Source organism: Bradyrhizobium sp. 172 (assembly GCF_023101065.1).
GTDB classification, from domain to species: Bacteria; Pseudomonadota; Alphaproteobacteria; order Rhizobiales; family Xanthobacteraceae; genus Bradyrhizobium; species Bradyrhizobium canariense_D.
Genome location: NZ_CP064701.1, coordinates 1 through 21,976, shown reverse-complemented (window position 1 = coordinate 21,976; position 21,976 = coordinate 1). Strand labels below are relative to the sequence as shown.

Annotated in this window: 19 protein-coding genes; 14 read left to right on the top strand and 5 right to left on the bottom strand. The window is 64.1% G+C overall.

The genetic code is table 11. The annotated features are described in order from the left end of the window. Positions 1-52 precede the first annotated feature (52 nt). The 8 genes from IVB07_RS00095 (at position 53) to xth (ending at position 10,075) form a co-directional block, all read left to right on the top strand. The gene (locus IVB07_RS00095; RefSeq protein ID WP_007598642.1) at positions 53-391 is read left to right on the top strand and encodes a P-II family nitrogen regulator; all 339 of its coding nucleotides are present in this window, start codon (positions 53-55) and stop codon (positions 389-391) included. A 38-nt stretch (positions 392-429) separates the two neighbouring features. Next, the gene (locus IVB07_RS00090; protein WP_018459661.1) at positions 430-1,878 is read left to right on the top strand and encodes an ammonium transporter; all 1,449 of its coding nucleotides are present in this window, start codon (positions 430-432) and stop codon (positions 1,876-1,878) included. Between the two features lie 205 nt (positions 1,879-2,083). Continuing rightward, the gene (locus tag IVB07_RS00085; protein ID WP_039801002.1) at positions 2,084-3,682 is read left to right on the top strand and encodes a caspase family protein; all 1,599 of its coding nucleotides are present in this window, start codon (positions 2,084-2,086) and stop codon (positions 3,680-3,682) included. A 119-nt stretch (positions 3,683-3,801) separates the two neighbouring features. After that, on the top strand, positions 3,802-4,227 hold the full coding sequence (locus IVB07_RS00080) for a GFA family protein (protein WP_247767433.1): 426 nt from the start codon (positions 3,802-3,804) through the stop codon (positions 4,225-4,227). 283 nt (positions 4,228-4,510) lie between these two features. After that, on the top strand, positions 4,511-5,725 hold the full coding sequence (locus IVB07_RS00075) for an aminotransferase class I/II-fold pyridoxal phosphate-dependent enzyme (RefSeq protein WP_247360592.1): 1,215 nt from the start codon (positions 4,511-4,513) through the stop codon (positions 5,723-5,725). A gap of 9 nt (positions 5,726-5,734) precedes the next feature. Next, on the top strand, positions 5,735-8,209 hold the full coding sequence (locus IVB07_RS00070; RefSeq protein WP_026233856.1) for a DNA translocase FtsK: 2,475 nt from the start codon (positions 5,735-5,737) through the stop codon (positions 8,207-8,209). Positions 8,210-8,360: 151 nt separating this feature from the next. Beyond that, a complete protein-coding gene (locus IVB07_RS00065) occupies positions 8,361-9,116 on the top strand; it encodes an outer membrane lipoprotein carrier protein LolA (RefSeq protein WP_018459655.1) in 756 nt (251 codons plus the stop codon). A 143-nt stretch (positions 9,117-9,259) separates the two neighbouring features. Further along, positions 9,260-10,075, top strand: coding sequence for an exodeoxyribonuclease III (gene xth, locus IVB07_RS00060; protein ID WP_018459654.1), 816 nt, complete (start codon positions 9,260-9,262; stop codon positions 10,073-10,075). A 120-nt stretch (positions 10,076-10,195) separates the two neighbouring features. Here the strand turns inward: xth and IVB07_RS00055 are convergent, their stop codons facing one another. Together IVB07_RS00055 and IVB07_RS00050 are read right to left on the bottom strand one after the other, a co-directional pair. Beyond that, positions 10,196-10,639 carry a cyclic nucleotide-binding domain-containing protein gene (locus tag IVB07_RS00055; RefSeq protein WP_007598631.1) on the bottom strand — a complete coding sequence of 148 codons (444 nt, stop codon included), beginning with the start codon at positions 10,637-10,639 and terminating at the stop codon, positions 10,196-10,198. A 58-nt stretch (positions 10,640-10,697) separates the two neighbouring features. After that, positions 10,698-11,384, bottom strand: coding sequence for a response regulator transcription factor (locus IVB07_RS00050; protein ID WP_007598630.1), 687 nt, complete (start codon positions 11,382-11,384; stop codon positions 10,698-10,700). A 202-nt stretch (positions 11,385-11,586) separates the two neighbouring features. Between IVB07_RS00050 and IVB07_RS00045 the strand changes: the two genes are divergently transcribed. Both IVB07_RS00045 and IVB07_RS00040 read left to right on the top strand, forming a co-directional pair. After that, positions 11,587-12,156, top strand: a complete 570-nt coding sequence (locus IVB07_RS00045; protein ID WP_026233855.1) for a L,D-transpeptidase family protein — start codon at positions 11,587-11,589, stop codon at positions 12,154-12,156. A gap of 6 nt (positions 12,157-12,162) precedes the next feature. Next, positions 12,163-12,936: a fumarylacetoacetate hydrolase family protein gene (locus tag IVB07_RS00040; protein ID WP_018459652.1), complete on the top strand. Its 774-nt coding sequence runs from the start codon at positions 12,163-12,165 to the stop codon at positions 12,934-12,936. A gap of 138 nt (positions 12,937-13,074) precedes the next feature. On the opposite strand, the gene IVB07_RS00035 is transcribed toward IVB07_RS00040, so the two are convergent. Beyond that, positions 13,075-13,764, bottom strand: a complete 690-nt coding sequence (locus tag IVB07_RS00035) for a YggS family pyridoxal phosphate-dependent enzyme (RefSeq protein ID WP_018459651.1) — start codon at positions 13,762-13,764, stop codon at positions 13,075-13,077. 108 nt (positions 13,765-13,872) lie between these two features. Between IVB07_RS00035 and IVB07_RS00030 the strand changes: the two genes are divergently transcribed. The 4 genes from IVB07_RS00030 to holA all read left to right on the top strand — a co-directional run bounded on the left by IVB07_RS00030 (position 13,873) and on the right by holA (position 20,006). Further along, positions 13,873-15,570, top strand: coding sequence for a diguanylate cyclase (locus IVB07_RS00030; protein WP_247767432.1), 1,698 nt, complete (start codon positions 13,873-13,875; stop codon positions 15,568-15,570). 197 nt (positions 15,571-15,767) lie between these two features. After that, positions 15,768-18,392 carry a leucine--tRNA ligase gene (leuS, locus tag IVB07_RS00025; RefSeq protein ID WP_018459649.1) on the top strand — a complete coding sequence of 875 codons (2,625 nt, stop codon included), beginning with the start codon at positions 15,768-15,770 and terminating at the stop codon, positions 18,390-18,392. After that, entirely contained in the window at positions 18,379-18,930 is a 552-nt protein-coding gene (lptE, locus tag IVB07_RS00020) for an LPS assembly lipoprotein LptE (RefSeq protein ID WP_018459648.1), read from the top strand. Before leuS ends, lptE begins: the two co-directional genes overlap by 14 nt. Before the next feature lie 47 nt (positions 18,931-18,977). After that, on the top strand, positions 18,978-20,006 hold the full coding sequence (gene holA / locus IVB07_RS00015) for a DNA polymerase III subunit delta (RefSeq protein ID WP_018459647.1): 1,029 nt from the start codon (positions 18,978-18,980) through the stop codon (positions 20,004-20,006). Positions 20,007-20,160: 154 nt separating this feature from the next. Here holA and IVB07_RS00010 read toward each other — a convergent pair whose 3' ends face one another. Together IVB07_RS00010 and IVB07_RS00005 are read right to left on the bottom strand one after the other, a co-directional pair. Next, a complete protein-coding gene (locus tag IVB07_RS00010) occupies positions 20,161-21,045 on the bottom strand; it encodes a ParB/RepB/Spo0J family partition protein (protein ID WP_018459646.1) in 885 nt (294 codons plus the stop codon). 76 nt (positions 21,046-21,121) lie between these two features. Further along, complete coding sequence (locus IVB07_RS00005) at positions 21,122-21,976, bottom strand: ParA family protein (RefSeq protein ID WP_018459645.1); 855 nt, start codon at positions 21,974-21,976, stop codon at positions 21,122-21,124.

Below are 21,976 nucleotides of genomic sequence, written 5' to 3'. Positions count from 1 at the left end.
GTCGAGAAGCGCCCGGCCACGTCCGGACCGGGCCCAAGCGGGGATAGGACCCATGAAAATTGTTATGGCGATTATTAAGCCATTCAAGCTGGAAGAAGTCCGTGACGCCCTGACCGCCATCGGCGTTCACGGTCTCACGGTGACGGAAGTCAAGGGATATGGCCGCCAGAAGGGCCATACGGAAATCTATCGCGGCGCCGAATATGCCGTGAGCTTCCTGCCCAAGATCAAGATCGAGGTCGCTGTCGCCTCCGACCAGGTCGACAAGACCATCGACGCCATCACGACCGCCGCGAAAACCGGACAGATCGGCGACGGCAAGATCTTCGTCATCAATCTCGACCATGCGGTTCGCATCCGCACCGGCGAGGCCGATGCTGCGGCCCTTTGATTTCGCGCTCAATCAAAATTCAATCAGGAGTAAATGAAATGACGTTTAAGCGTCCCTATGGCGCGGGATTGGCGGCTCTCGCAGTCGGCCTGTTCGCTGCGACCGCAGCCTACGCCGAGCCAACGGTCAACAAGGGAGACAACGCCTGGATGCTGACATCGACAGTGCTCGTGCTGTTGATGACGATCCCCGGCCTCGCGCTGTTCTACGGCGGCCTCGTCCGTTCCAAGAACATGCTCTCCGTCCTGATGCAGGTGTTCTACACCGTCTGCGTCGTCACCGTGATCTGGGCCGTGTACGGCTACAGCCTCACCTTCACCGGCGGTTCCGACTTCATCGGCGGCTTCTCCAAGGCCTTCATGATGGGCGTCACCACCGACTCGAAGGCCGCGACCTTCTCGGTCGACGCCAACATCTCGGAGCTCATCTATATGTGCTTCCAGATGACCTTCGCGGCGATCACGCCCGCCCTCATCGTCGGCGCCTTCGCCGAACGCATGAAGTTCGCGGCGCTCGCGCTCTTCGTCCCGCTCTGGGTCACGCTGATCTACTTCCCGATCGCGCACATGGTCTGGTACTGGCCCGGCCCGGACATGATCCAGGACGCAGCCAAGGCTCTGGCTGCTGCGGCTGATGGCGCGGCGAAGACCGCAGCGCAGGCCAAGCTCGATGAGATCAACGCCGACGCAGGCTGGATCTTCAAGAAGGGCGCGATCGACTTTGCGGGCGGCACCGTGGTGCACATCAACGCCGGCATCGCAGGCCTCGTCGGCGCCCTGCTGATCGGCAAGCGCGTCGGCTACGGCAAGGAGCTGATGGCTCCGCACTCGCTGACGATGTCGATGATCGGCGCCTCGCTGCTCTGGGTCGGCTGGTTCGGCTTCAACGCCGGCTCCAACCTCGAAGCCAACGGCGGCGCAGCCCTCGCCATGACCAACTCCTTCGTCGCCACCGCAGCCGCCGCGCTGTCGTGGATGTTCGCGGAGTGGATCATCAAGGGTCACCCGTCGGTGCTCGGCGTCATCTCCGGCGCTGTCGCGGGCCTCGTGGCCGTCACGCCTGCCGCCGGCTTCTCCGGCGTGATGGGTGCGATCGTCCTCGGCCTCGTGGTCGGCGTGGTCTGCCTGTTCTTCTGCACCGTCGTGAAGAACGCGCTCGGCTACGACGACTCCCTCGATGTGTTCGGCGTGCACTGCGTCGGCGGCATCATCGGCGCCCTCGGCACCGGCATCCTCGTCAATCCGGCGCTGGGTGGTGCGGGCATCATCGACTACACCGCGATCCCGCCGAAGGTTGCCGATTACGACTTCGCGGCGCAGATGATCTCCCAGGTCTGGGGCGTCGGCACCACGCTGGTGTGGTCGGGCATCGGTTCGGCGATTCTCTACAAGGTCGTCGATGTGATCGTTGGCCTCCGCGCCAATGTCGAGAGCGAGCGTGAAGGCCTCGACATCACCGAGCACACAGAGCGCGCCTACAACATGTAAGTCTCCTCCCGGGCGCGGCCTCCTCGGAGGTCGCGCTCACAACTACGGTTTGGGGCACATACCCGGCAATGTCCCGACCGTTGAGGGGCTCCAGCGCAAGTTGGAGCCCCTTTCTTTTTGGTCCCGTGCCGCTGGGCCGTCATAAGTTAAATTGCATTGCTGCGAGCTTGCTGAATATCATGCTCCCCGTTTGGAGCAGGATTTCATGCGTCTGCCCTATTGCCTAGTCTGGTGTTTCCTGTTGCTCGCTTTGTCGAGCCTCGATGCCCGCGCGGACAAGCGCGTCGCGCTGGTGATTGGCAACGGCGCTTACCGAAACGTTCCCCCGCTCGCCAATCCGACCAACGATGCGGCCGATGTCGGCGCGGCCCTCAAGCGATCGGGGTTCGATCCTGTTGTCACGACCGACCTCGACCAGTCCGCCATGCAGGACACCATTCTTCGCTTCGCGCGTGAGGCCCGCGGCGCCGATGTCGCCCTGTTCTATTACAGTGGGCACGCGCTCCAGTTCGCCGGCGTCAACTATCTGGTGCCTGTCGATGCCGTCGTTCGCGACGAGGTCGATCTGCGCCGTCTGGTGCGCGCCGACGAGATCCTGGCGGATCTGCAGCAGGCCAAGAACCTGCGCATCCTCGTGCTCGACGCCTGCCGCGACAATCCATTTGCCGACGAGTTGCGGCGAAACGTCGGACAGGGCCGTGGCGTCACCGTCTCACGCGGCCTTGCCAAGATGGAAAGTCCCGAGGGCACCATCATTTCCTACGCGACACAGGCCGGCCGGACCGCCGACGACGGCAGCGGCCGCAACAGCCCCTACACCAGCGCGTTCCTGGAGCACATCGGCGACAAGGGCAACGTCAACACGGTATTTCAGACGATCAGCGCCGGCGTCTACCAGCGCTCCAAAGGCTCGCAAGTACCGGAGCTGTCGCTGTCGTTCTTCGGCGAGTTCTACCTGAACGGCAAGCCCGAGACGGCGGCGTTGTCGCCTGCGACGCCTCAGGTCGATCCCTGCGCGGAGGCCGGAGACCATTGGCGTAGCGCGGAAGCGCTGGGAACGCTCGCGGCATTCAAGGATCACCTCGCACGCTTCCCGGCCTGCGCGTTCGCAGATCTGGCGAAATCGCGCGTCGAGACCTTGGCGAAACCATCAGACACCGCCAAGCGCGTAACCGCATTCGATGGAACCTGGATCGCGAAGGAGACTTGCGAGAACAAGCCCCCATTTCCCGAGGCCTATTTCCAGTATGCCCTGCGCGTCAAGGATGGCGTGCTGCACACTCTCTCCGGGGAAGAGGGCAAGCCCGGTGCCACAATCTATGACGGGAAGATCGAAGCGGATGGCAGCGCGACTGTCACCGTCAACGGGCTGATTGGCGAGAAGGATCCGCTGCGCCGCACAGCCGGCGCGCCCTATCAGTACAAGCTCGCACTCGAGCTGAAAGGAACCACCGGCGCCGGCGTCCGCACCGATACCAGCCGACCGTGTCGGATGGAACTCTCCAAGCTGACGACACAGAGCCCCGCTGCAAGTCCGGGCCAACCTGATTCGAAGCGGGCGCCCAAGCGCGAGGACAAGACGGCCGTGCTGCCGCCAGATCAGGCCGGAGCAGGGCAACCGCGGCAGACCGGAAGCGGCATGAGCTGTTCGTTCATGCGAAGCAGGTGCGCCACGGCATGCGTCGGTATGGGTGGCCGCGCGGATTGCGCTTCAACCGCTTGTCCACGGCTGGAAGCCGAGTGCATGAGCAGCGGGTGCTGGCGCGGCCGGGGATTCAACGGCTGCGGACTTGCCAAGAGATAGATGCACGAACCGGCTGCAGGAGGTCTGTCTTGGTCCGTCCAGGCGAAAGAAAAAGATTGCCATTCCACACCGCCCGCGCAGAAATATCGACCACAAGAAACAACAATCGGGAGGTCGTCATGCGTTTGGAAGGCGGATGCTATTGCGGCGAAGTGCGCTATGTCGCCGAGGGCGACCCGATGATGCAGGCGCAGTGTCATTGCCGCGAGTGCCAGTACATCTCGGGCGGCGCGCCCAACACCTTCATCGCGATGCCGGCGGCTGGCTTCAGCTACATCACCGGGCAACCCAAGCAATTCGCGCGCAAGGACCTCGAACGCGCCGTCACGCGCGAATTCTGCGCTCAATGCGGGACCCATCTGGTGACCAAGGTTCCCGGCCTGCCGGCGGCGATCCTGAAGGTCGGCACGCTGGACGAACCTGCGCAGTTCCATCCGCAGATGGCGATCTACACCTGCGACAAGCAGGACTTCCACGCGATCCCCGCGGGCATGGCGACATTCGAGAAGCTGCCGGGGCACGCCTATCCGCCAAAGCCGTCATAAGCCGTCATGCCCGGGCTTGTCCCGGCATCCACGTTCTTGGACGCCGTCGGAAAGGCCGTGGGTGGCCGGGACAGGCCCGGCCATGACATCGCCAAGACGTCCACCCCCTCGCAATGGCATGACCAGCTCCGAGAGCCGCCCGTGGCCTCATTATTCCTGCTCTGGACCGAGGCGGCGACCGATGGTTAATCGCGTCTTAACCTCGCCCTATCTATGGTGAACTGAACCGCTTCCCGTCGGCGCCGTGCTGCGACCGGCTGTTCCAAGAGTGCTGGCGTCCAGAATGGCTATGACCGCTTCATCCCGTGCGCCGCAGGACAGTGGAAGCTCCGATAGCGAACGCTCTCCCTTCGTCCGGCTGAACGAGCTGCTGGCACCGCATCAGCCCGGCAAGCCTTTGATTTCGCTTGCCGTCGGCGAGCCGCAGCATCCGGTGCCTGATTTCGTCGGCCCGGTACTGGCCAAGCACATCGCCGATTTCGGCCGTTACCCCGCGAACAAGGGCACCGACCCGTTCCGCTTGGCCGCGGCCGCCTGGCTGTCGTCGCGTTTCAAGCTGCCGCGACCGCTCAATCCCGAGAGCGAGATTCTCGTCCTCAATGGCAGCCGAGAGGGGCTGTTCCTCGCCGCCATCGCGGCTGCGCGCTATGTCGGCCCGCGTCCCGGCAAGCCCGCGATCCTGATGCCGAACCCGTTCTATCCGGTCTATGGCGCCGGCGCCCGCGCCGCTGCTTGCGAGCCGGTCTACCTGCCGACCACCGCCGAGAACGGCTTCCTGCCCGATCTCGACGCCATCGACGAGGCGACGCTGGCGCGCACGGTGGCGTTCTATCTGGCCTCGCCCGCCAACCCGCAGGGATCGGTGGCCTCGCGCGATTATTTCATTCGCCTGAAGCAGCTCGCCGACCGCTACGGCTTCGTGATCCTCAGCGACGAGTGCTATTCGGAGATCTACACCCGCGAAGCGCCCGGCAGCGCGCTCGAATGCGCTGGCCCTGATTTCACCCGCGTGGTCGCGTTCCAGTCGCTGTCCAAGCGCTCGAACCTGCCGGGCCTGCGCGTCGGCTTCGCCGCCGGCGACAAAAAACTCATCGGCATGTTCCTCGAATTGCGCAACATCGCGGCGCCGCAGGTGCCGGTCCCGTTGCAGCATGTCGCGACCGTTGCTTACGGCGACGAGGCGCATGTCGAGGAGAACCGCAGGCTCTACCGCATCAAGTTCGATCTCGCCGACCAGATCATCGGCAATCGTTACGGCTATCGCCGGCCCGATGCCGGCTTCTGCGTCTGGCTCAACACGTCCGAAATCGGCGACGATGTGTCTGTGTGCCTGAAACTCTTCAAGGAAGCAGGCGTGCGCGTGGTGCCCGGCAGCTATCTGGCGCGGCTCCAGCCCGACGGCTTCAATCCCGGCGCAGGCTACATTCGCCTTGCGCTTGTGCAGGATGGCGAGACCACGGCGCAGGCGCTGCACCGCCTGGTCGAGACTCTGGGTTAGGCGGGGCCCATGAGCATGTCGACAATCGAACGTGTCATTCCCTTGGTCAGCCATCTGCCGCCCTCGATCCGCGAGGGGCTGGCGCGGCGCGTGCGCGAGCTCAGCGGTCTCGGCCTGATCGCATTGTCGGGCGCCGCCTCGGCGGCGCTGATGACCTGGTCAGTGCAGGATCCCAGCCTCAGCCACGCAACGTCGCGGCCGATCCGCAATATTCTCGGCTATGCCGGCGCGATCGGCGCCGACCTTGCGATGCAGATCCTCGGGCTCGGCGCGATCATGCTGGTCCTGACCGTCGCGGTCTGGGGCTGGCGCATGCTGACCCATCGCCCGTTCGACCGCGAGGCGCTGCGGCTCGGCTGCTGGATTCTCTGCACGGTGATCGCGGCGGGCTTCGTCAGCTGCTGGCCACATGGCGGCGCCTGGCCGCTGCCGACAGGCCTCGGCGGCGTGGTCGGCGATGCCCTGGTTCGCGCGCCCGCGGTGATCTTCGGACCGCCGGGCATGATCTATCGCATCGTGCTCGGCACGATCCTGTTCGCCGCGATGGCGGCGACCTTCCTGATCGCCTGCGGCCTCGGCGCACGCGAGCATGACGACGAACTCGCTGAGATCGAGGACGATGACAAGCCGCTCGACCTGGACGAGGAGAGCGATCGCGGTTCGGTATCGCTGGGCTGGCTGTTCCACGCCTTGATGAGCACGAAGGCACGACTGATCTGGTTGCTTGGCGCGGCCTACCGCTCGCTGGTCTCGAGCGGACCGAAGACCAAGGCCGTTGCCTTCAGCCGTCAGGAGCCGAAGCTCGGTGGCGGCCGCGCCGCGCCGCCGATCTCGCCGCAGTCCGAAGACGAGCACGACGAGGACGAGCACGAAGAAGACCACGAGGAGGAAGAGGAGGAGGAGCCCGCCGCGCGCGCGCCGCGCAAGAAGGCTGCTCCAAAGGCTGCTTCCAAGAAATCTTCCGACAAGTTCGAGCTTCCGTCCGTGTCGGTGCTGGCCGCGCCCAAGGCCGGCGATCGCCAGCCGCTCAGCAAGGCCGAGCTGGAAACCAATTCGCGCGCGCTCGAAGGCGTGCTGCAGGATTTCGGCGTTCGCGGCGAGATCGTGAAGGCCCATCCGGGTCCCGTGGTCACGCTGTACGAGCTGGAGCCGGCGCCGGGGATCAAATCGTCGCGCGTGATCGGACTTTCCGACGACATCGCCCGTTCGATGAGCGCGCTCTCGGCGCGCGTCGCCGTCGTGCCGGGCCGCAACGCCATCGGCATCGAGCTGCCGAACGCGCATCGCGAAAAGGTCTATCTGCGCGAGCTGCTGGTCGCCAAGGAGACTGTCGATTCGGTTGCGAAACTGCCGCTCTGCCTCGGCAAGACCATCGGCGGTGATCCCGTCATCATCGACCTCGCACGCACGCCGCACATGCTGATCGCCGGTACCACCGGCTCCGGCAAGTCGGTCGCCATCAACACCATGATCCTCAGCTTGGTCTATCGGCTGCGCCCGGACCAGTGCCGCCTGATCATGGTCGATCCGAAGATGCTCGAACTCTCCGTCTATGACGGCATTCCCCATCTGCTCACGCCCGTCGTGACCGACCCGAAGAAGGCGGTGGTCGCGCTGAAATGGGCCGTGCGCGAGATGGAAGAGCGCTACAAGAACATGGCCAAGCTCGGTGTGCGCAACATCGACGGTTACAACACGCGCTTGCTCGAATTGAAGGCCAAGGGCGAAGAGCCGACGCGCACGGTGCACACCGGCTTCGACAAGGAAACCGGCAAGGCGATCTACGAGGAAGAGAAGCTCTCGCTCGACCCGCTGCCCTACATCGTCATCATCGTCGACGAAATGGCCGACCTGATGATGGTTGCCGGCAAGGACATCGAAGGCGCGGTGCAGCGCCTCGCGCAGATGGCGCGCGCCGCCGGCCTGCACGTGATCCTCGCAACGCAGCGTCCATCGGTCGACGTCATCACCGGTACCATCAAGGCGAACTTCCCAACCCGCATCGCCTTCCAGGTGACGTCCAAGATCGACAGCCGCACGATTCTCGGCGAGATGGGTGCCGAGCAGCTGCTCGGCCAGGGCGACATGCTCTACATGGCCGGGGGCGGTCGCATCAGCCGCGTGCACGGACCTTTCGCGTCGGACGAGGAAGTCGAGAAGGTGGTGCGCCACCTCAAGACGCAGGGACAGCCGGAATATCTCGAAGCCGTCACGGCCGAAGAACCCAGCGAAGACGAGGACGGCGCGGTGTTCGACGCGTCCGCCATGGGCGCGGATGGCGGCGGCGATTTGTTCTCGCAGGCTGTTGCGATCGTCAAACGCGACCGTAAGGCCTCTACCAGCTATATCCAGCGCCGCCTGCAGATCGGCTATAACCGCGCCGCATCGCTGATGGAGCGCATGGAACTGGAGGGCATCGTCGGACCCGCCAACCACGCCGGCAAGCGCGAGATCCTGGTCGAGGAAGAAGACAGCCATATGTGAGGCGAGCCGCCTCAAACCATCATTCACGCAAAAACGTTATCTGCTTTTGGCCGAAATCACGCTAAAAGGGCGCCCAGCCACACAGGACGACGCGTTGATCAGACATCCGGACATTCGATTCGCTGCCATTGTCGCCGCGCGGAGCGCGCGCATGGCCGGCGTAATTCTCGTCACCGCCGCGATGGTGATCACGGCGTCGTTCGCGCAGACCGTTCCCGTGCCGAAGCCTGCACCGAAGGGCCGCGACGGCGGTCCGGCCGTTGGAGGGCCCGCGGTCACCGGCGCGACCCAGACGCCGCCCAATCCGGTGATTCCGGATCCACGCCGCAACGTGCCGAGCAGCATCTTCCAGACCTTCGATGCGAACCAGAAGGCCCAGGCCGCCAAGGTCAGCGCCTATTTGTCGTCATTGTCGACGCTGGTCGGGAATTTCGTCCAGGTCGGCCCCGACGGCAGCAAGACGCAAGGCGACTTCTACATCCAGAAGCCGGGCAAGGTGCGCTTCGAATATGACGCGCCGAGCCCGATCGACATCGTCGCCGACGGATCGTCGCTGGTGGTGCGCGACCGCAAGCTCGCGACGCAGGACGTCTATCCGCTGTCACAGACACCGCTGCGTTTCCTGCTGTCCGACCGCATCGACCTGATGAAGGACACCAACGTCGTCAACGTCTCGGCCGACGACGTCTTCGTCAGCGTCACCATCGAGGAGAAGCAGGCGCTGGTCGGCACCAGTCGCCTCTTGCTGATGTTCGGCGCCAAGGACGGCCAGTTGAAGCAGTGGACCGTCACCGACCCGCAGGGCTACGACACCACGATCGCGGTCTATAATCTGGATACGAGCAAGAAGCTCGATCCCGGCATGTTCAAGATCGATTTTACCAATTACGGCCCGTCGCCGGGCTGAGACTTACTCGCTGCTGCGATGATCGACATGCCCGGGCTTGTCCCGGGCATCCACGTTCTGGACCTACAATCTGGACCTACAAAAAGGCGTGGATGGCCGGGTCAAGCCCGGCCATGACGGATGGAGTTTGTTAGATCAATCTCATGCGTTTTTCCCTGACAACCTGGAACATCAATTCGGTGCGGCTGCGCATCGATCTGGTCGCAAAATTTCTCAAGAGCGCGCGGCCGGACGTGCTGTGTCTCCAGGAGACCAAGTGCATCGACGACGCTTTTCCGCTGAAGCGCTTCAAGCGGCTCGGCTACGAGCATGTCGCGTTGAACGGCCAGAAGGGTTATCACGGCGTCGCCATCGTCTCGAAGATTCCGTTCGAGTCGAAGGACATCCGCACCTTCTGCGACAAGGTGGATTCACGCCACATCTCGGTGTCGTTCGGTGAGAGGGCCGGGATCGCGAAACCCCTGGTGGTGCATAATTTCTACGTGCCCGCCGGCGGCGACATTCCCGATCCCGCGCTGAACGAGAAATTCGATCACAAGCTCCGCTTCCTCGACGAGATGAAGGCGTGCGAGCCGTTGCATCCGCGCGGCGAGGATCGCCACATCCTGGTCGGCGATCTCAACGTTGCCCCGCATGAGAATGACGTCTGGTCGCACAAGCAGCTTCTGAAAGTGGTGTCGCACACGCCCATCGAAACCGAGAAGCTGCAAGCCGCGCTCGCCGCCGGCGAATGGGTCGATGTCGCGCGCGATCGCATTCCGATGTCGGAAAAGGTCTACACGTGGTGGAGCTACCGCTCCGCCGATTGGACTGTCGGCGACCGCGGCCGCAGGCTCGACCACATCTGGGTCTCGCGCGCGCTGAAAGATGCGGTGAGTGATTTCAAGATTTTGCGCGATGCGCGGAGCTGGGAGCGTCCGTCGGATCATGTGCCGGTGACGGTGACGCTCGAGGTTTAATGTCGCTCTGGCGAAAGCCAGGCCCATTACACCAATCTTCGTTGTTGCGCGAGGACATCGGCAATCGCACCAAGCCAGAAACATTTGGGATGACGGGTCCTGGCCTTCGCCAGGACGACATCACGACGTCAGCTTCGCACCCGCCATCAATATATCGCTGGCGATCTGGCTGGAGCGCACCGCGAATTCGTCGCGCAGGCGGACGGCGGCGGCGGGGTCGCTTTCGAGCACACGCTGAAACAGGCTGCGCGCGACGCGGATGACGGAGGCGTGCTCGATCGCGATCGCGCTCGACGGCCGCTTCATCGGCACGATCAGCGCGAGCTCGCCGATCAACGCACCGGGACTTGCGATCATCTCCGCACCGGCGCCGTCGTCGACCCGGAAGGCGCCGCGCTGGACCACGAAGCCGGCATCGGCATCGTCGCCGAGATTGAACAAGACGTCGCCGCGGACGAAGTCACGCTGCTCGGAGCCGATCGCCAGCATGCGCAACGAAGCGTCTCCCAACAGGCGCAGTGTCGGGACACGCTCGAGAAGCGCTACATCATCGTCGATTGACATTCAGGTCCGGGGCTCAAGGGCACGCAATCTAAAACGATTCGCACGCCCCTGAAGCGTATCACGGCACCAGCTTGTAGCCACCGGCTTCCGTGACCAGGATTTCCGGGTTCGCGGCGTCCTTCTCGATCTTCTGGCGAAGCCGGTAAATGTGGGTTTCCAGCGTGTGGGTGGTGACGCCGGAATTGTAGCCCCAGACCTCCTGGAGCAGGGTCTCGCGCGAGACCGGCATCTGGCCGGCCCGGTAGAGGAAGCGGAGGATGGCGGTTTCCTTCTCCGTCAGCCGGACCTTGCGCGCATTGGCGGCGGTCAGCATCTTGGAGCCGGGCCGGAAAGAGTAGGGGCCGACCGAGAACACTGCGTCCTCGCTGGCTTCGTGCTGCCGGAGCTGGGCGCGGATGCGCGCCAGCAGTACGGCGAAGCGGAAGGGTTTTGCGACATAGTCGTTGGCGCCGGATTCCAGCCCCAAAATCGTGTCGGAATCGGTGTCATGCCCGGTGAGCATGATGATCGGAGCCTTGAACCCGCCCTTGCGTAAGGAACGGACCACTTCGCGGCCATCGGTGTCGGGCAGGCCAACATCCATCAGGACGAGATCGGGGGCATTGGCCTTCGCGGCACTCGCGCCCTTGGCGCCGGTATCGACCGCGGAGGCTTCAAATTCTTCGTGCAGCGACAATTGCTCCACCAACGTATCGCGCAGATCGGTATCGTCATCCACGATCAGGATCTTGCGGGCATTGGCCATAGGGGGTCATCCTTTTGGGGTCCGGCGCGGCGCGCATCCATGCTGCACCCAGCCGAGAGGGAAGTTTAGGGGTCGCCGTTATTATTGTTGTTCGTCTTGAAGTAGTGGGCTGTTACCGATTCACAAGCCAGAACCACTCTAACCTAGAATAGCAGGCCGTTTTGATGAATGTCCTGTAATGAATTCGACATCGCACGTTCACATGAAAAATAAAGCTGCTTCAGCTAGTTACACCATGAACCGGAGCGCCGGGCCGCTCTCGGTGATCCGCGTTAAGCCTGCCGCCGGGAAGCCGCGCCGGGGCTGGCTGACCGCCGGAGCGCTGACGATTCCGGTGGCGCTCGGACGCGGCGGCATTCTGGCGAACAAGCGCGAGGGCGATGGCGGCACCCCGCGGGGCAGCTTCCGTCCGAGGCGATTGTGGTGGCGGGGCGACCGGCACAGCCGCCCGCAGACCTTCCTGCCGGCCCGGATCATCACCGGCGAGGACGCCTGGTGCGAGGATCCCAAGGACCGTCATTACAATCAGGGAATCCGCCTCCGCCAGGGGCAGGGCGGCGACCGGCTCAAGCGGGCCGACCATCTCTATGACTTCATCATCGAAATCGACCACAATACGAGGCCGCGGATCGCCGGCCGGGGCAGCGCGGTGTTCTTGCATCTGGCCCGCGACAATTTCGGCCCCACCGCAGGCTGCGTCTCGATGACCGAAGCGGCGATGCGACAATTGCTGCGGCGGCTTGGACCAAAAACAAAAATCATCATCGGATGAGGACACATGCTCGACAAGGATCAGATCGCCGCCGCTTCGCAGGTCCTGGTTAAACATTGGCGCGACGGCACCAAGCTTGACGCGCTGGAGCCAGAGTTGCGGCCTCAGAACCGCACCGAGGCTTACGCCGTGCAGGCTGCGCTCAGCGGGACTTTGTTCGGCTGGAAGATCGCGGCAACGAGCGAGTCCGGACAGAAGCACATCAATGTCGCGGGACCGTTGGCCGGTCGGATCATGAGCGACACCGTGATCGCCGATGGCGGCACCGCCTCGATGAAGGGCAACGCGATGCGCGTCGGCGAACCGGAGTTCGCTTTCGGCATGGGGCGCGATCTGCCGCCGCGCGCGGCGCCATATACTGTCGACGAGGTGCTCGCCGCCGTGGACAGCTTGCATCCCGCGATCGAGATTCCCGATTCGCGCTTTGCCGATTTCGCCAGCGCCGGCGAGGCGCAGCTCATCGCCGACAACGCCTGTGCGCATCTGTTCGTGCTGGGCGCAGCGACGAATGCGAACTGGCGTGCCATGGATCTCGTCGAAGAGCGGCCGCAGATCACGCTACGCGGCCAGCGCTATCTCGGCCACGGCAAGAACGTGCTCGGCGATCCCCGCATTGCCCTGGCCTGGCTGGCCAACGAGCTGCGTGGCCTCGGCATCATCTTGCGGGCAGGGGAGGTAGTGACCACGGGCACGTGCCATCCGCCGCTTCCGATCCAGGCGGGTGATCGGTTTGTCGCGGACTTTGGCGCGCTGGGGAAGGTGGCAGTGGGGTTTGAATAGGCCCCACATACACCACCGTCATTGCGAGCGCAGCGAAGCAATCCAGAATCTTTCCGCGGAGGGACTCTGGATTGCTTCGCTGTGCTCGCAATGACGAAATCGAGAGTTCGTATGGCGCTCTGCCGTCGCTAACGGCTCTCACCGGCGCCCGAAGATCGCACTGCCCACGCGCACATGGGTGGCGCCGAGCATGATCGCGGTCGCATAATCCGCGCTCATGCCCATCGAGAGCTTCTTCAATCCATTGCGCGCGGCGACCTTGGCGGTCAGCGCGAAATGCGCCGCCGGCGGCTCGTCTACCGGCGGGATGCACATCAACCCCGAGATCGTCAGCCCGTAGGTGTCGCGGCAGCTCGCGATGAAAGCATCGGCCTCGCCGGGCGCGATGCCCGCCTTCTGCGGCTCCTCACCGATATTGATCTGCACGAACAATTCCGGGTGCTTGTTCTGGGATTCGATTTCCTTGGCTAACGCCTGGCAAATGCTCGGGCGATCGACCGAATGGATGGCATCGAACAGCGCGACTGCCTCTTTCGCCTTGTTGGATTGCAGCGGGCCGATCAGATGCAGCGCGATATCGGGGTAAACAGAAGTTAACGCGGGCCACTTGCCTTTGGCCTCCTGCACGCGATTCTCCCCGAATACGCGCTGCCCGGCGCCGATGACCGGGGTAATTGCATCCGCGGCGAAAGTTTTCGACACCGCGATCAGCGTCACGGAGGCACGCTCGCGCCGCGCATCCTTGCAGGCGCGCGCGATTTCGGCTTCGACCGCGGCGAGCGCGTTTGGTGAATGGCCGGTTAGCGGCGCGGCGTTGGCTTCAGTCATGATGTCGCATCGGAGCTGGTTGTTGCGGAGCTAGTTCTAATTTTACCGAGTTCAAGAAAGAGTTTTTGAACCCCTCGCTTTACCTTAGCCGCGGGGTGGGCAGCGAAGATGTCAAACGTCAGTTTCAAGCGCAAACGAGCGAAACTCAAGCAGGTTCTCGGAATCCGGGCGCGGCTTGCGTTGCTCGCGGTGATTCTGGTGACGCCTTTGATGTTCGAACGCATCCGATCGCTGGAAGACACGCGCACACGGCAGATCGCACAGGCCACAGCCGAATTCACCACCGTTGCAAGACACAGCGCCGATGCGCAGCGCGAGGTGATCTCGTCGGTCGAGACCATCCTGAAATCGGAAGCTTTCATCCGCGCCTCCGCCGGCGGCATCAGCAAGAGCTGTGACGTGCTGCGCGCGAGCCTGCCGTCGAACCTTCCCTGGATCCGCACGCTTCTGATCGCCGGCCAGGACGGGCGCATCCAGTGCGCCACCAACAACATGTATGTCGGCCTGGACCTCAGTGACCGGCCGTATTTCCAGCAGGCGCAGGAAACCGGCCGCTTCGTCCTGAGCGACTTCATCCTGTCGCGCCCGGTGCTGACACCGACCGTCATGGCGGTTTACCCGGTGTCCGCCTTCAGCGGCGTAGCGGATGCCGTCGTGCTCGCCACCGTCAACCTCGACTGGATGTCGAAGGTCATGAGCAATCTGGGGGGGCGCGCCGGCATCACGGCCGTGCTGGTCGACAGCACCGGCACCGTGCTGGCGGCACCGGCCGACCAGCATAGTGCGATCGGCCGTCCGCTCGACAACATGCCGCTGATGTCCGCGATCGCCGACAAGGCGCTGAGGTCTGACCAGGACGAAGGTTCACTCTCTTTCCTCGCTGCCGACGGCTCCCGCCGCGCGGTCAGCTATATCCGCATCGCCGGAACCAATGCCCGCCTGATCGCCAGCATCGACGAGGACAAGGTGTCCGCGGCCGTGAGCCGCGACATCCGCACCGCCTATCTCCAGCTCGGTTTCGTCGTCGTATTCGTGCTGCTCGGCGCGCTGATCGCAGCCGAGAAACTGGTGATCAAGCCGATCAGGATGCTCGCCGACATGGCCAAGCGTCTGGGCGAGGGCGATCTGTCGGCGCGTGCCGCGCGCAATCGCCTGCCGGCCGAGTTCGTGCCGCTCGCCCGCGCGTTCAACGCGATGGCCGCACAGCTCAGCCAGCGCGAACGCGAGCTGATGGCGAGCAATGACCGACTCACGGTGATGGCCTCGATCGACATGTTGTCGGGGCTTGCCAACCGCCGCGGCTTCCAGAGCCGCCTCGATTTCGAATGGATGCGCGCGCAGCAATATGGCAGCGACCTCGCGCTGTTGATGATCGACGTCGACCATTTCAAGCTGTTCAACGACACCTACGGCCATCTCGAAGGCGATTCTTGCCTGACCAGGCTCGGCGAATCGCTGTCCGGCATCGCCGCCGACACGATGGGCTTCGCGGCCCGCTACGGCGGCGAGGAATTCTGCCTGTTGCTGCCGAACACCGACGTGGCGCGCGCCGTCGAAATTGGCGAACAGGCGCGTGCGGCCGTGCTGAAGCTGGGCCTGCCGCACATCACCTCCGACCACATGATCGTCACCGTCTCGATCGGCGTTGCCGCGACCAAGCCCAACGAGAGCTTGCGTCCGGGCGATTTGATCGAAGCCGCCGACGCCGCGCTCTACGCCGCCAAGCACCGCGGTCGCAACAACGTCGTCGAGCATGGCATCACGGTGATCGACAACGGCGCGGCGGAAATGATGATGGCGGGCTGAGGGCTAACCCGCAGCCCGGACGCGATCGACCTCGCTCTCGGTGACCAGGCCCGGCGAGCCGAACAGGACTCTCCGTATTTTTGCGGAGCAGCCTTGCGGCGCCGCGCCGCCAGCGGCAACCCATTGACCCCCCGAGGACTTCTATGGCCTAGTCCGCCGTCTTTAGACGGCCAGATCCACGAAAACCCAACGATTCCATGACCTCCGAACGCTACAACGCCCGCGACGCCGAACCGCGCTGGCAAGCCGCCTGGGACCAACAGGCGATCTTCGTCTCCAAAAACGACGATCCGCGGCCGAAATACTATGTGCTTGAGATGTTCCCCTACCCGTCGGGGCGCATCCATATCGGCCATGTCCGCAATTACACGCTTGGCGACGTACTGGCCCGCTTCATGCGAGCCAAGGGTTTCAACGTGCTGCACCCGATGGGCTGGGACGCTTTCGGCCTGCCGGCCGAGAACGCCGCGATCGAGCGCAAGGTCGCACCGAAGGCCTGGACCTACGCCAACATCGCCGCGATGAAGAAGCAGCTCCGTTCGATCGGACTGTCGCTGGACTGGAGCCGCGAGATCGCGACCTGCGATCCCTCCTATTACAAGCACCAGCAGAAGATGTTTCTGGACTTCCTGCGCGAAGGCCTCGCCGAGCGCGAGAAGCGCAAGGTGAACTGGGACCCCGTCGACATGACCGTGCTCGCCAACGAGCAGGTGATCGACGGGAAGGGCTGGCGTTCGGGTGCCGTTGTCGAGCAACGGGAAATGAACCAGTGGGTCTTCAAGATCACGAAGTACTCGCAGGAGCTGCTGTCTGCACTGGATACGCTGGACCGCTGGCCCGACAAGGTGCGGCTGATGCAGCGCAACTGGATCGGCCGGTCCGAGGGCCTGCTGATCCGCTTCGCGCTCGACGCGACGACGACGCCGGCCGGCGAGAGCGAGCTGAAGATTTTTACGACACGCCCCGACACGCTGTTCGGCGCGAAGTTCATGGCGATCTCGGCCGATCATCCGTTGGCGCAGGCAGCCGCGGCTAAGAATCCGAAGCTTGCCGAGTTCATCGGCGAGATCAAGCGGATGGGCACGGCGCAGGAGATCATCGACACCGCCGAGAAGCAGGGATTCGATACCGGCATCCGCGCGGTCCACCCGTTCGATCCGAGCTGGAAGCTGCCGGTCTATGTCGCCAACTTCGTGCTGATGGAATACGGCACCGGCGCCATTTTCGGCTGTCCCGCACACGACCAGCGCGACCTCGACTTCGTCAACAAGTACGCTCTCGGCAACACGCCGGTGGTGTGCCCCGAGGGCCAGGATCCGAAATCATTCGTCATCACCGATACCGCCTATGACGGTGACGGCCGCATGATCAATTCGCGTTTCCTTGACGGCATGACCATCGATCAGGCCAAGGACGAGGTGGCGAAGCGTCTCGAGAGCGAGCTGCGCGGCAACGCGCCGGTCGGCGAGCGCCAGGTCAATTTCCGCCTGCGCGACTGGGGCATTTCGCGCCAGCGCTATTGGGGCTGCCCGATCCCCGTCATCCATTGCCCGAAATGCGACGTCGTGCCGGTGCCGGATGCCGATCTGCCCGTCGAACTGCCGGACGATGCGACCTTCGACAAGCCGGGCAACGCGCTCGATCATCATCCGACCTGGAAGCACGTCACCTGTCCGCAATGCGGCGGCAAGGCTAGCCGCGAAACTGACACCATGGACACCTTCGTCGATTCGTCCTGGTACTTTGCGCGTTTCACCGATCCCTGGAACGAGAACGCTCCGACGACGCCAGAGGTCGCCAACCGGATGCTGCCGGTCGACCAGTATATCGGCGGCGTCGAGCACGCGATCCTGCATCTGCTCTACAGCCGCTTCTTCACCCGCGCGATGAAGGCGACCGGGCACATCGCCCTGGACGAGCCGTTCGCGGGCATGTTCACGCAGGGCATGGTAGTGCACGAGACCTACCAGAAGGCCGACGGCACCTACGTCCAGCCGGTCGAGGTGAAGGTCGAGACCGGCGCCAACGGCCGCCGCGCCACGCTGCTAACGTCAGGCGAAGACATCCAGATCGGCCCGATCGAGAAGATGTCGAAGTCGAAGAAGAACACGGTCGATCCCGACGACATCATCGAGACCTATGGCGCCGACGTCGCCCGCTGGTTCATGCTGTCGGACTCCCCGCCCGAGCGCGACGTGATCTGGAGCGACGAGCGCGTCCAGGGCGCCTCGCGCTTCGTGCAGCGGCTGTGGCGGCTGGTGAACGATTCTGTGGAACCCGGCAAGGGCGCGCCGACGGCCCGGCCGGCCAGCTTCGGCCCGGACGCCACCGCCTTGCGCAAGGCTGCCCATGGCGCGCTGGACAAGGTCACCACCGGAATCGAGCGACTGCACTTCAACGTCTGCCTCGCCCATATCCGCGAATTCACCAATGCGTTTGCGGAGATCTTGCAACGTCCCGGCCAGCCGGCTCCAGATTTGGCCTGGGCGATCCGGGAGGCCAGCCAGATCCTGGTCCAGCTGTTCTCCCCGATGATGCCGCATTTGGCCGAGGAGTGTTGGCAGGTTCTGGGCCATAGCGGGCTGGTTTCCGAGGCCAATTGGCCCCAAATCGAACGCGATTTGCTGGTTGAAGACAGTGTGACCCTGGTGGTCCAGGTCAACGGTAAGAAGCGGGGCGAGGTCACAGTTGCAACAGCGGCCGAGAATCCGGAAATCGAGGCTGCCGTTTTGGCCCTCGATGCGGTAAAACTGGCCTTGGATGGCAAACCCGTCCGCAAGGTGATTATCGTCCCCAAGAGGATCGTGAATGTTGTCGGCTAGGATCCGCATCGCAGCCCGCTTGCTGGCGGTCGCCGCACTGGCGGCCATGACGGCCGGCTGCTTCCACCCGATGTATGCCGAGCACACCGACGGCACCCCCGGTCTGCGCGAGAAGCTGATGGGGGTCGATCTACCCCCGATCGCCAAAGCCAATGCCTCACGCGAGGCCCGGGTCGGCGTCGAGGTCCGCAACGCGCTGGCCTTCAAGCTCTATGGCAGCGCCACTGGCATGCCGCCAACCCACCGCCTCGAGATCCGCTTCGCAAGCAGCAAGACGTCGCTGATCGTCGATCCCAACACCGGCCTGCCCAGCAGCGAAAACTACGGCCTCGACGCCCAGTACAATCTGATCGAGGTCGTCAGCGGCAAGTCGGTGATGACAGGCACCACGTTCTCCCGCGTGTCCTACGACATGCCCGGCTCCTATCAGCGTTTCAGCCGCAACCGCGCGGTACGTGATGCCGAGGATCGTGCTGCCAACGAGATCGCCGAGAACATCACGACTCGACTCGCCTCGTTCTTCACCGCGGGCACTTAATTCATCCCGTCACCCCGGTTCGCCCGGAATGACGAGTCCCAGGCAACATGGTCGCGCTGCGCGGAAAAGAGATCGACGCCTTTCTCGCCCGCCCCGATGCGGGCCGTCCGATCATCCTGCTCTATGGTCCCGACGCCGGCCTGGTCCGCGAACGCGCGGATGCGCTGATCGCCTCGTCCGTCGACGATCCCAATGATCCCTTCTCGCTGGTCAAGGTCGATGGCGACGAGCTCTCCGCCGAGCCGTCGCGCCTCGTCGACGAGGCCATGACGGTGCCGCTGTTCGGCGGCCGCCGCGCCATCCGCGTGCGCGCCGGCTCGCGCAGCTTTGCCAGTGCTATCGACACGCTGGCGGAAATGGGCGTCAGGGATTGCCGCATCGTGATCGAGGCCGGCGAGCTGCGTCCGGAATCGCCACTGCGCAAGGCCTGCGAACGCGCCAAGACGGCCGTCGCGATCGCCTGCTATCCCGATACCGAGCGCGATCTCGCCAAGCTCATGGAAGACGAGCTCCGCATCGCCAATTTGCGCATCGCGCAAGATGCCCGCGCGGCGCTGATGTCGTTCCTCGGCGGCGATCGCCAGGCCTCCCGCAACGAGCTGCGCAAGCTCACGCTCTATGCCCATGGCAAGGGCGAGATCACGCTGGATGACGTGATGGCTGTCGTCGCCGATGCGTCGGAACTGAAACTCGATCCGATCGTCGATGGCGCCTTCGCCGGCCGGCCCGAGATCGTCGAGAACGAGTTTGCCAAAGCCATGATCGCCGGCACCTACCCCGGCGTGATCATCTCCGCGGCGCAGCGTCAGGCGGCGTGGCTGCACAAATCGGCGCTCGCAATCGCCGACGGCACGCCCGCATCCGCGGTGCTCGACAGCGGCTATCCGCGCCTGCATTTTTCGCGGAAGCCCGCGGTCGAAACCGCATTGCGCAATTTCAGCGTGGCGCGGCTCGCCGTCATCATCGAGCAGCTCGCGACCGCCGCGCTCGATACCCGCAAGCAATCCACCCTCGCCGCCGCCATCGCCCAGCGCACGCTGATGGCGATCGCCGCAAACGCGAAGCGGCGGAGCTGAGCTTCCCGCACTGTCCCCTCGTCATTGCGAGGAGCCCTTGCGACGAAGCAATCCAGAATCTCTCCGCGGAAAGATTCTGGATGGCTTCGCTGCGCTCGCAATGACGTGTGGATCGGCATGAGGTCCTGGCTTTCGCCAGGACGACACCAAGCGGCTACAGCGCGCCCTTCGCCAGCCGCCGCATCACCTCGTCGAGCTGATCGAGGTTGCGGTAGTTGATCTGGACCGAGCCGCCGGGGTCGCGGTGGCTCACCGTGACCTTGAGCCCGAGCGCGTCGCTGACGCGCTTTTCGAGGTCGACCGTGTCAGGGTCCTTTTCCTTCGCCCCCGTGCGCGCCTTCTGCGGCTTGCGCTCCGGCACGCCCTCTTCATGCGCCAACGCCTCGGCCTGGCGGACGTTGAGGCCCTCCTCGACGATGCGCTTGGCGGCAGCGAGCGGATCAGGCACGCCGATCAGCGCGCGGGCATGACCCGCGGTCAGCTCGCCGGTCGTGATCAGGGTTTGCACCTCGGCGGGAAGCTTCGTCAGCCGCATCATGTTGGCGATGTGGCTGCGGCTCTTGCCGACGACTTTGGCGATGTCGTCCTGGCTGCGTTTGAACTCGTTGGCGAGCGCGTGATACCCAAGCGCCTCTTCCATCGGGTTGAGGTCTTCGCGTTGCACGTTCTCGACGATCGCGAACTCCAGCGCATCGCTGTCGCTGATGTCGACGGGGACGATCGGCACTTCGTGCAGGCCGGCCATTTGCGAGGCGCGCCAGCGCCGTTCGCCGGCGATGATCTCGAAGCGGTCCTGCGCACCCTTCACCGGGCGCACCACGATCGGCTGGATCACGCCATGCTGCCTGATCGAATCGCTGAGCTCCCTGAGCTCGCTCTCCGAAAAGGTGCGGCGCGGGTTGCGCGGATTGGGCTTGATGAACTCGATCGGCACCTTGCGTTGCGCGCGCGGCCGATCGACATGCTGAGCCTCGCCGCCGACGTCACCGATCAGACTCGCAAGACCCCGGCCCAGTCGCGAACGCGCTTCGTCGGCCATCGCCAGCTCCCTTGGATTCACGCTGCACTCCAGAACTGAATTGTCGAAACTCGTAACTCGTAGCATCAACGCCGCTTCAATGCGTCGTCCGCAGCTCGCGCTCGCGCTGGATCACTTCGGTGGCGAGCCGCAGATAAGCTTCGCTGCCGACGCATTTGAGATCGTAGACGAGCACCGGCTTGCCGTAGGACGGCGCCTCCGAGATGCGCACGTTGCGCGGGATCATGGTCTTGTAGACCTTCTCGCCCATGAACTGCCGGACGTCGGCAACGACCTGGTTCGAGAGATTGTTGCGCGAGTCGAACATGGTCAGCACGATGCCGTGGATCGACAGGCTCGGATTGAGCGTCGAGCGCACCTGCTCCACCGTCTGCAGCAATTGCGACAGACCTTCGAGCGCGAAGAACTCGCACTGGAGCGGCACCAGGATTGCGTCGGAAGCCGCCATCGCGTTCACGGTGATCAAGTTGAGCGAGGGCGGACAGTCGATCAGCACGTAAGTGTAATCGGCGTCGGGCGAGACGTTGTTGTTGAGCGCGCTGATCGCATCGCGCAGCTTGTACGCACGACCCGGCGTGGTGCCGAGCTCGAGCTCAAGGCCGGAGAGATCCATGGTCGAGGGCGCGATATGCAGCCGCGGCACTGCCGTCGACACCACCGCTTCCCGCAGGCTCGCCTCGCCGATCAGAACGTCATAGGTCGAGCAGGAGCGGTTGCGGCGATCGATGCCGAGTCCGGTCGAGGCATTGCCCTGCGGATCGAGATCGACGATCAGGACGCGCTCGCCGATCGCAGCGAGCGCCGTGCCGAGATTGATCGCCGTGGTTGTTTTTCCCACGCCGCCCTTCTGATTCGCCAGCGCCAGGATGCGCGGATGGCCCTGCGGGACGGCGGCGGTCTGTTCTTGCTGCGGTTCGTCAATCACGCTCAT

Coding starts and splice junctions, on each gene's coding strand:
- IVB07_RS00095 (WP_007598642.1), top strand. CDS start 53: ATGAAAATTGTTATGGCGATTATTAAGCCATTCAAGCTGGAAGAAGTC.
- IVB07_RS00090 (WP_018459661.1), top strand. CDS start 430: ATGACGTTTAAGCGTCCCTATGGCGCGGGATTGGCGGCTCTCGCAGTC.
- IVB07_RS00085 (WP_039801002.1), top strand. CDS start 2,084: ATGCGTCTGCCCTATTGCCTAGTCTGGTGTTTCCTGTTGCTCGCTTTG.
- IVB07_RS00080 (WP_247767433.1), top strand. CDS start 3,802: ATGCGTTTGGAAGGCGGATGCTATTGCGGCGAAGTGCGCTATGTCGCC.
- IVB07_RS00075 (WP_247360592.1), top strand. CDS start 4,511: ATGGCTATGACCGCTTCATCCCGTGCGCCGCAGGACAGTGGAAGCTCC.
- IVB07_RS00070 (WP_026233856.1), top strand. CDS start 5,735: ATGAGCATGTCGACAATCGAACGTGTCATTCCCTTGGTCAGCCATCTG.
- IVB07_RS00065 (WP_018459655.1), top strand. CDS start 8,361: ATGGCCGGCGTAATTCTCGTCACCGCCGCGATGGTGATCACGGCGTCG.
- xth (WP_018459654.1), top strand. CDS start 9,260: ATGCGTTTTTCCCTGACAACCTGGAACATCAATTCGGTGCGGCTGCGC.
- IVB07_RS00055 (WP_007598631.1), bottom strand. CDS start 10,639: ATGTCAATCGACGATGATGTAGCGCTTCTCGAGCGTGTCCCGACACTG.
- IVB07_RS00050 (WP_007598630.1), bottom strand. CDS start 11,384: ATGGCCAATGCCCGCAAGATCCTGATCGTGGATGACGATACCGATCTG.
- IVB07_RS00045 (WP_026233855.1), top strand. CDS start 11,587: ATGAAAAATAAAGCTGCTTCAGCTAGTTACACCATGAACCGGAGCGCC.
- IVB07_RS00040 (WP_018459652.1), top strand. CDS start 12,163: ATGCTCGACAAGGATCAGATCGCCGCCGCTTCGCAGGTCCTGGTTAAA.
- IVB07_RS00035 (WP_018459651.1), bottom strand. CDS start 13,764: ATGACTGAAGCCAACGCCGCGCCGCTAACCGGCCATTCACCAAACGCG.
- IVB07_RS00030 (WP_247767432.1), top strand. CDS start 13,873: ATGTCAAACGTCAGTTTCAAGCGCAAACGAGCGAAACTCAAGCAGGTT.
- leuS (WP_018459649.1), top strand. CDS start 15,768: ATGACCTCCGAACGCTACAACGCCCGCGACGCCGAACCGCGCTGGCAA.
- lptE (WP_018459648.1), top strand. CDS start 18,379: ATGTTGTCGGCTAGGATCCGCATCGCAGCCCGCTTGCTGGCGGTCGCC.
- holA (WP_018459647.1), top strand. CDS start 18,978: ATGGTCGCGCTGCGCGGAAAAGAGATCGACGCCTTTCTCGCCCGCCCC.
- IVB07_RS00010 (WP_018459646.1), bottom strand. CDS start 21,045: ATGGCCGACGAAGCGCGTTCGCGACTGGGCCGGGGTCTTGCGAGTCTG.
- IVB07_RS00005 (WP_018459645.1), bottom strand. CDS start 21,976: ATGAGCGTGATTGACGAACCGCAGCAAGAACAGACCGCCGCCGTCCCG.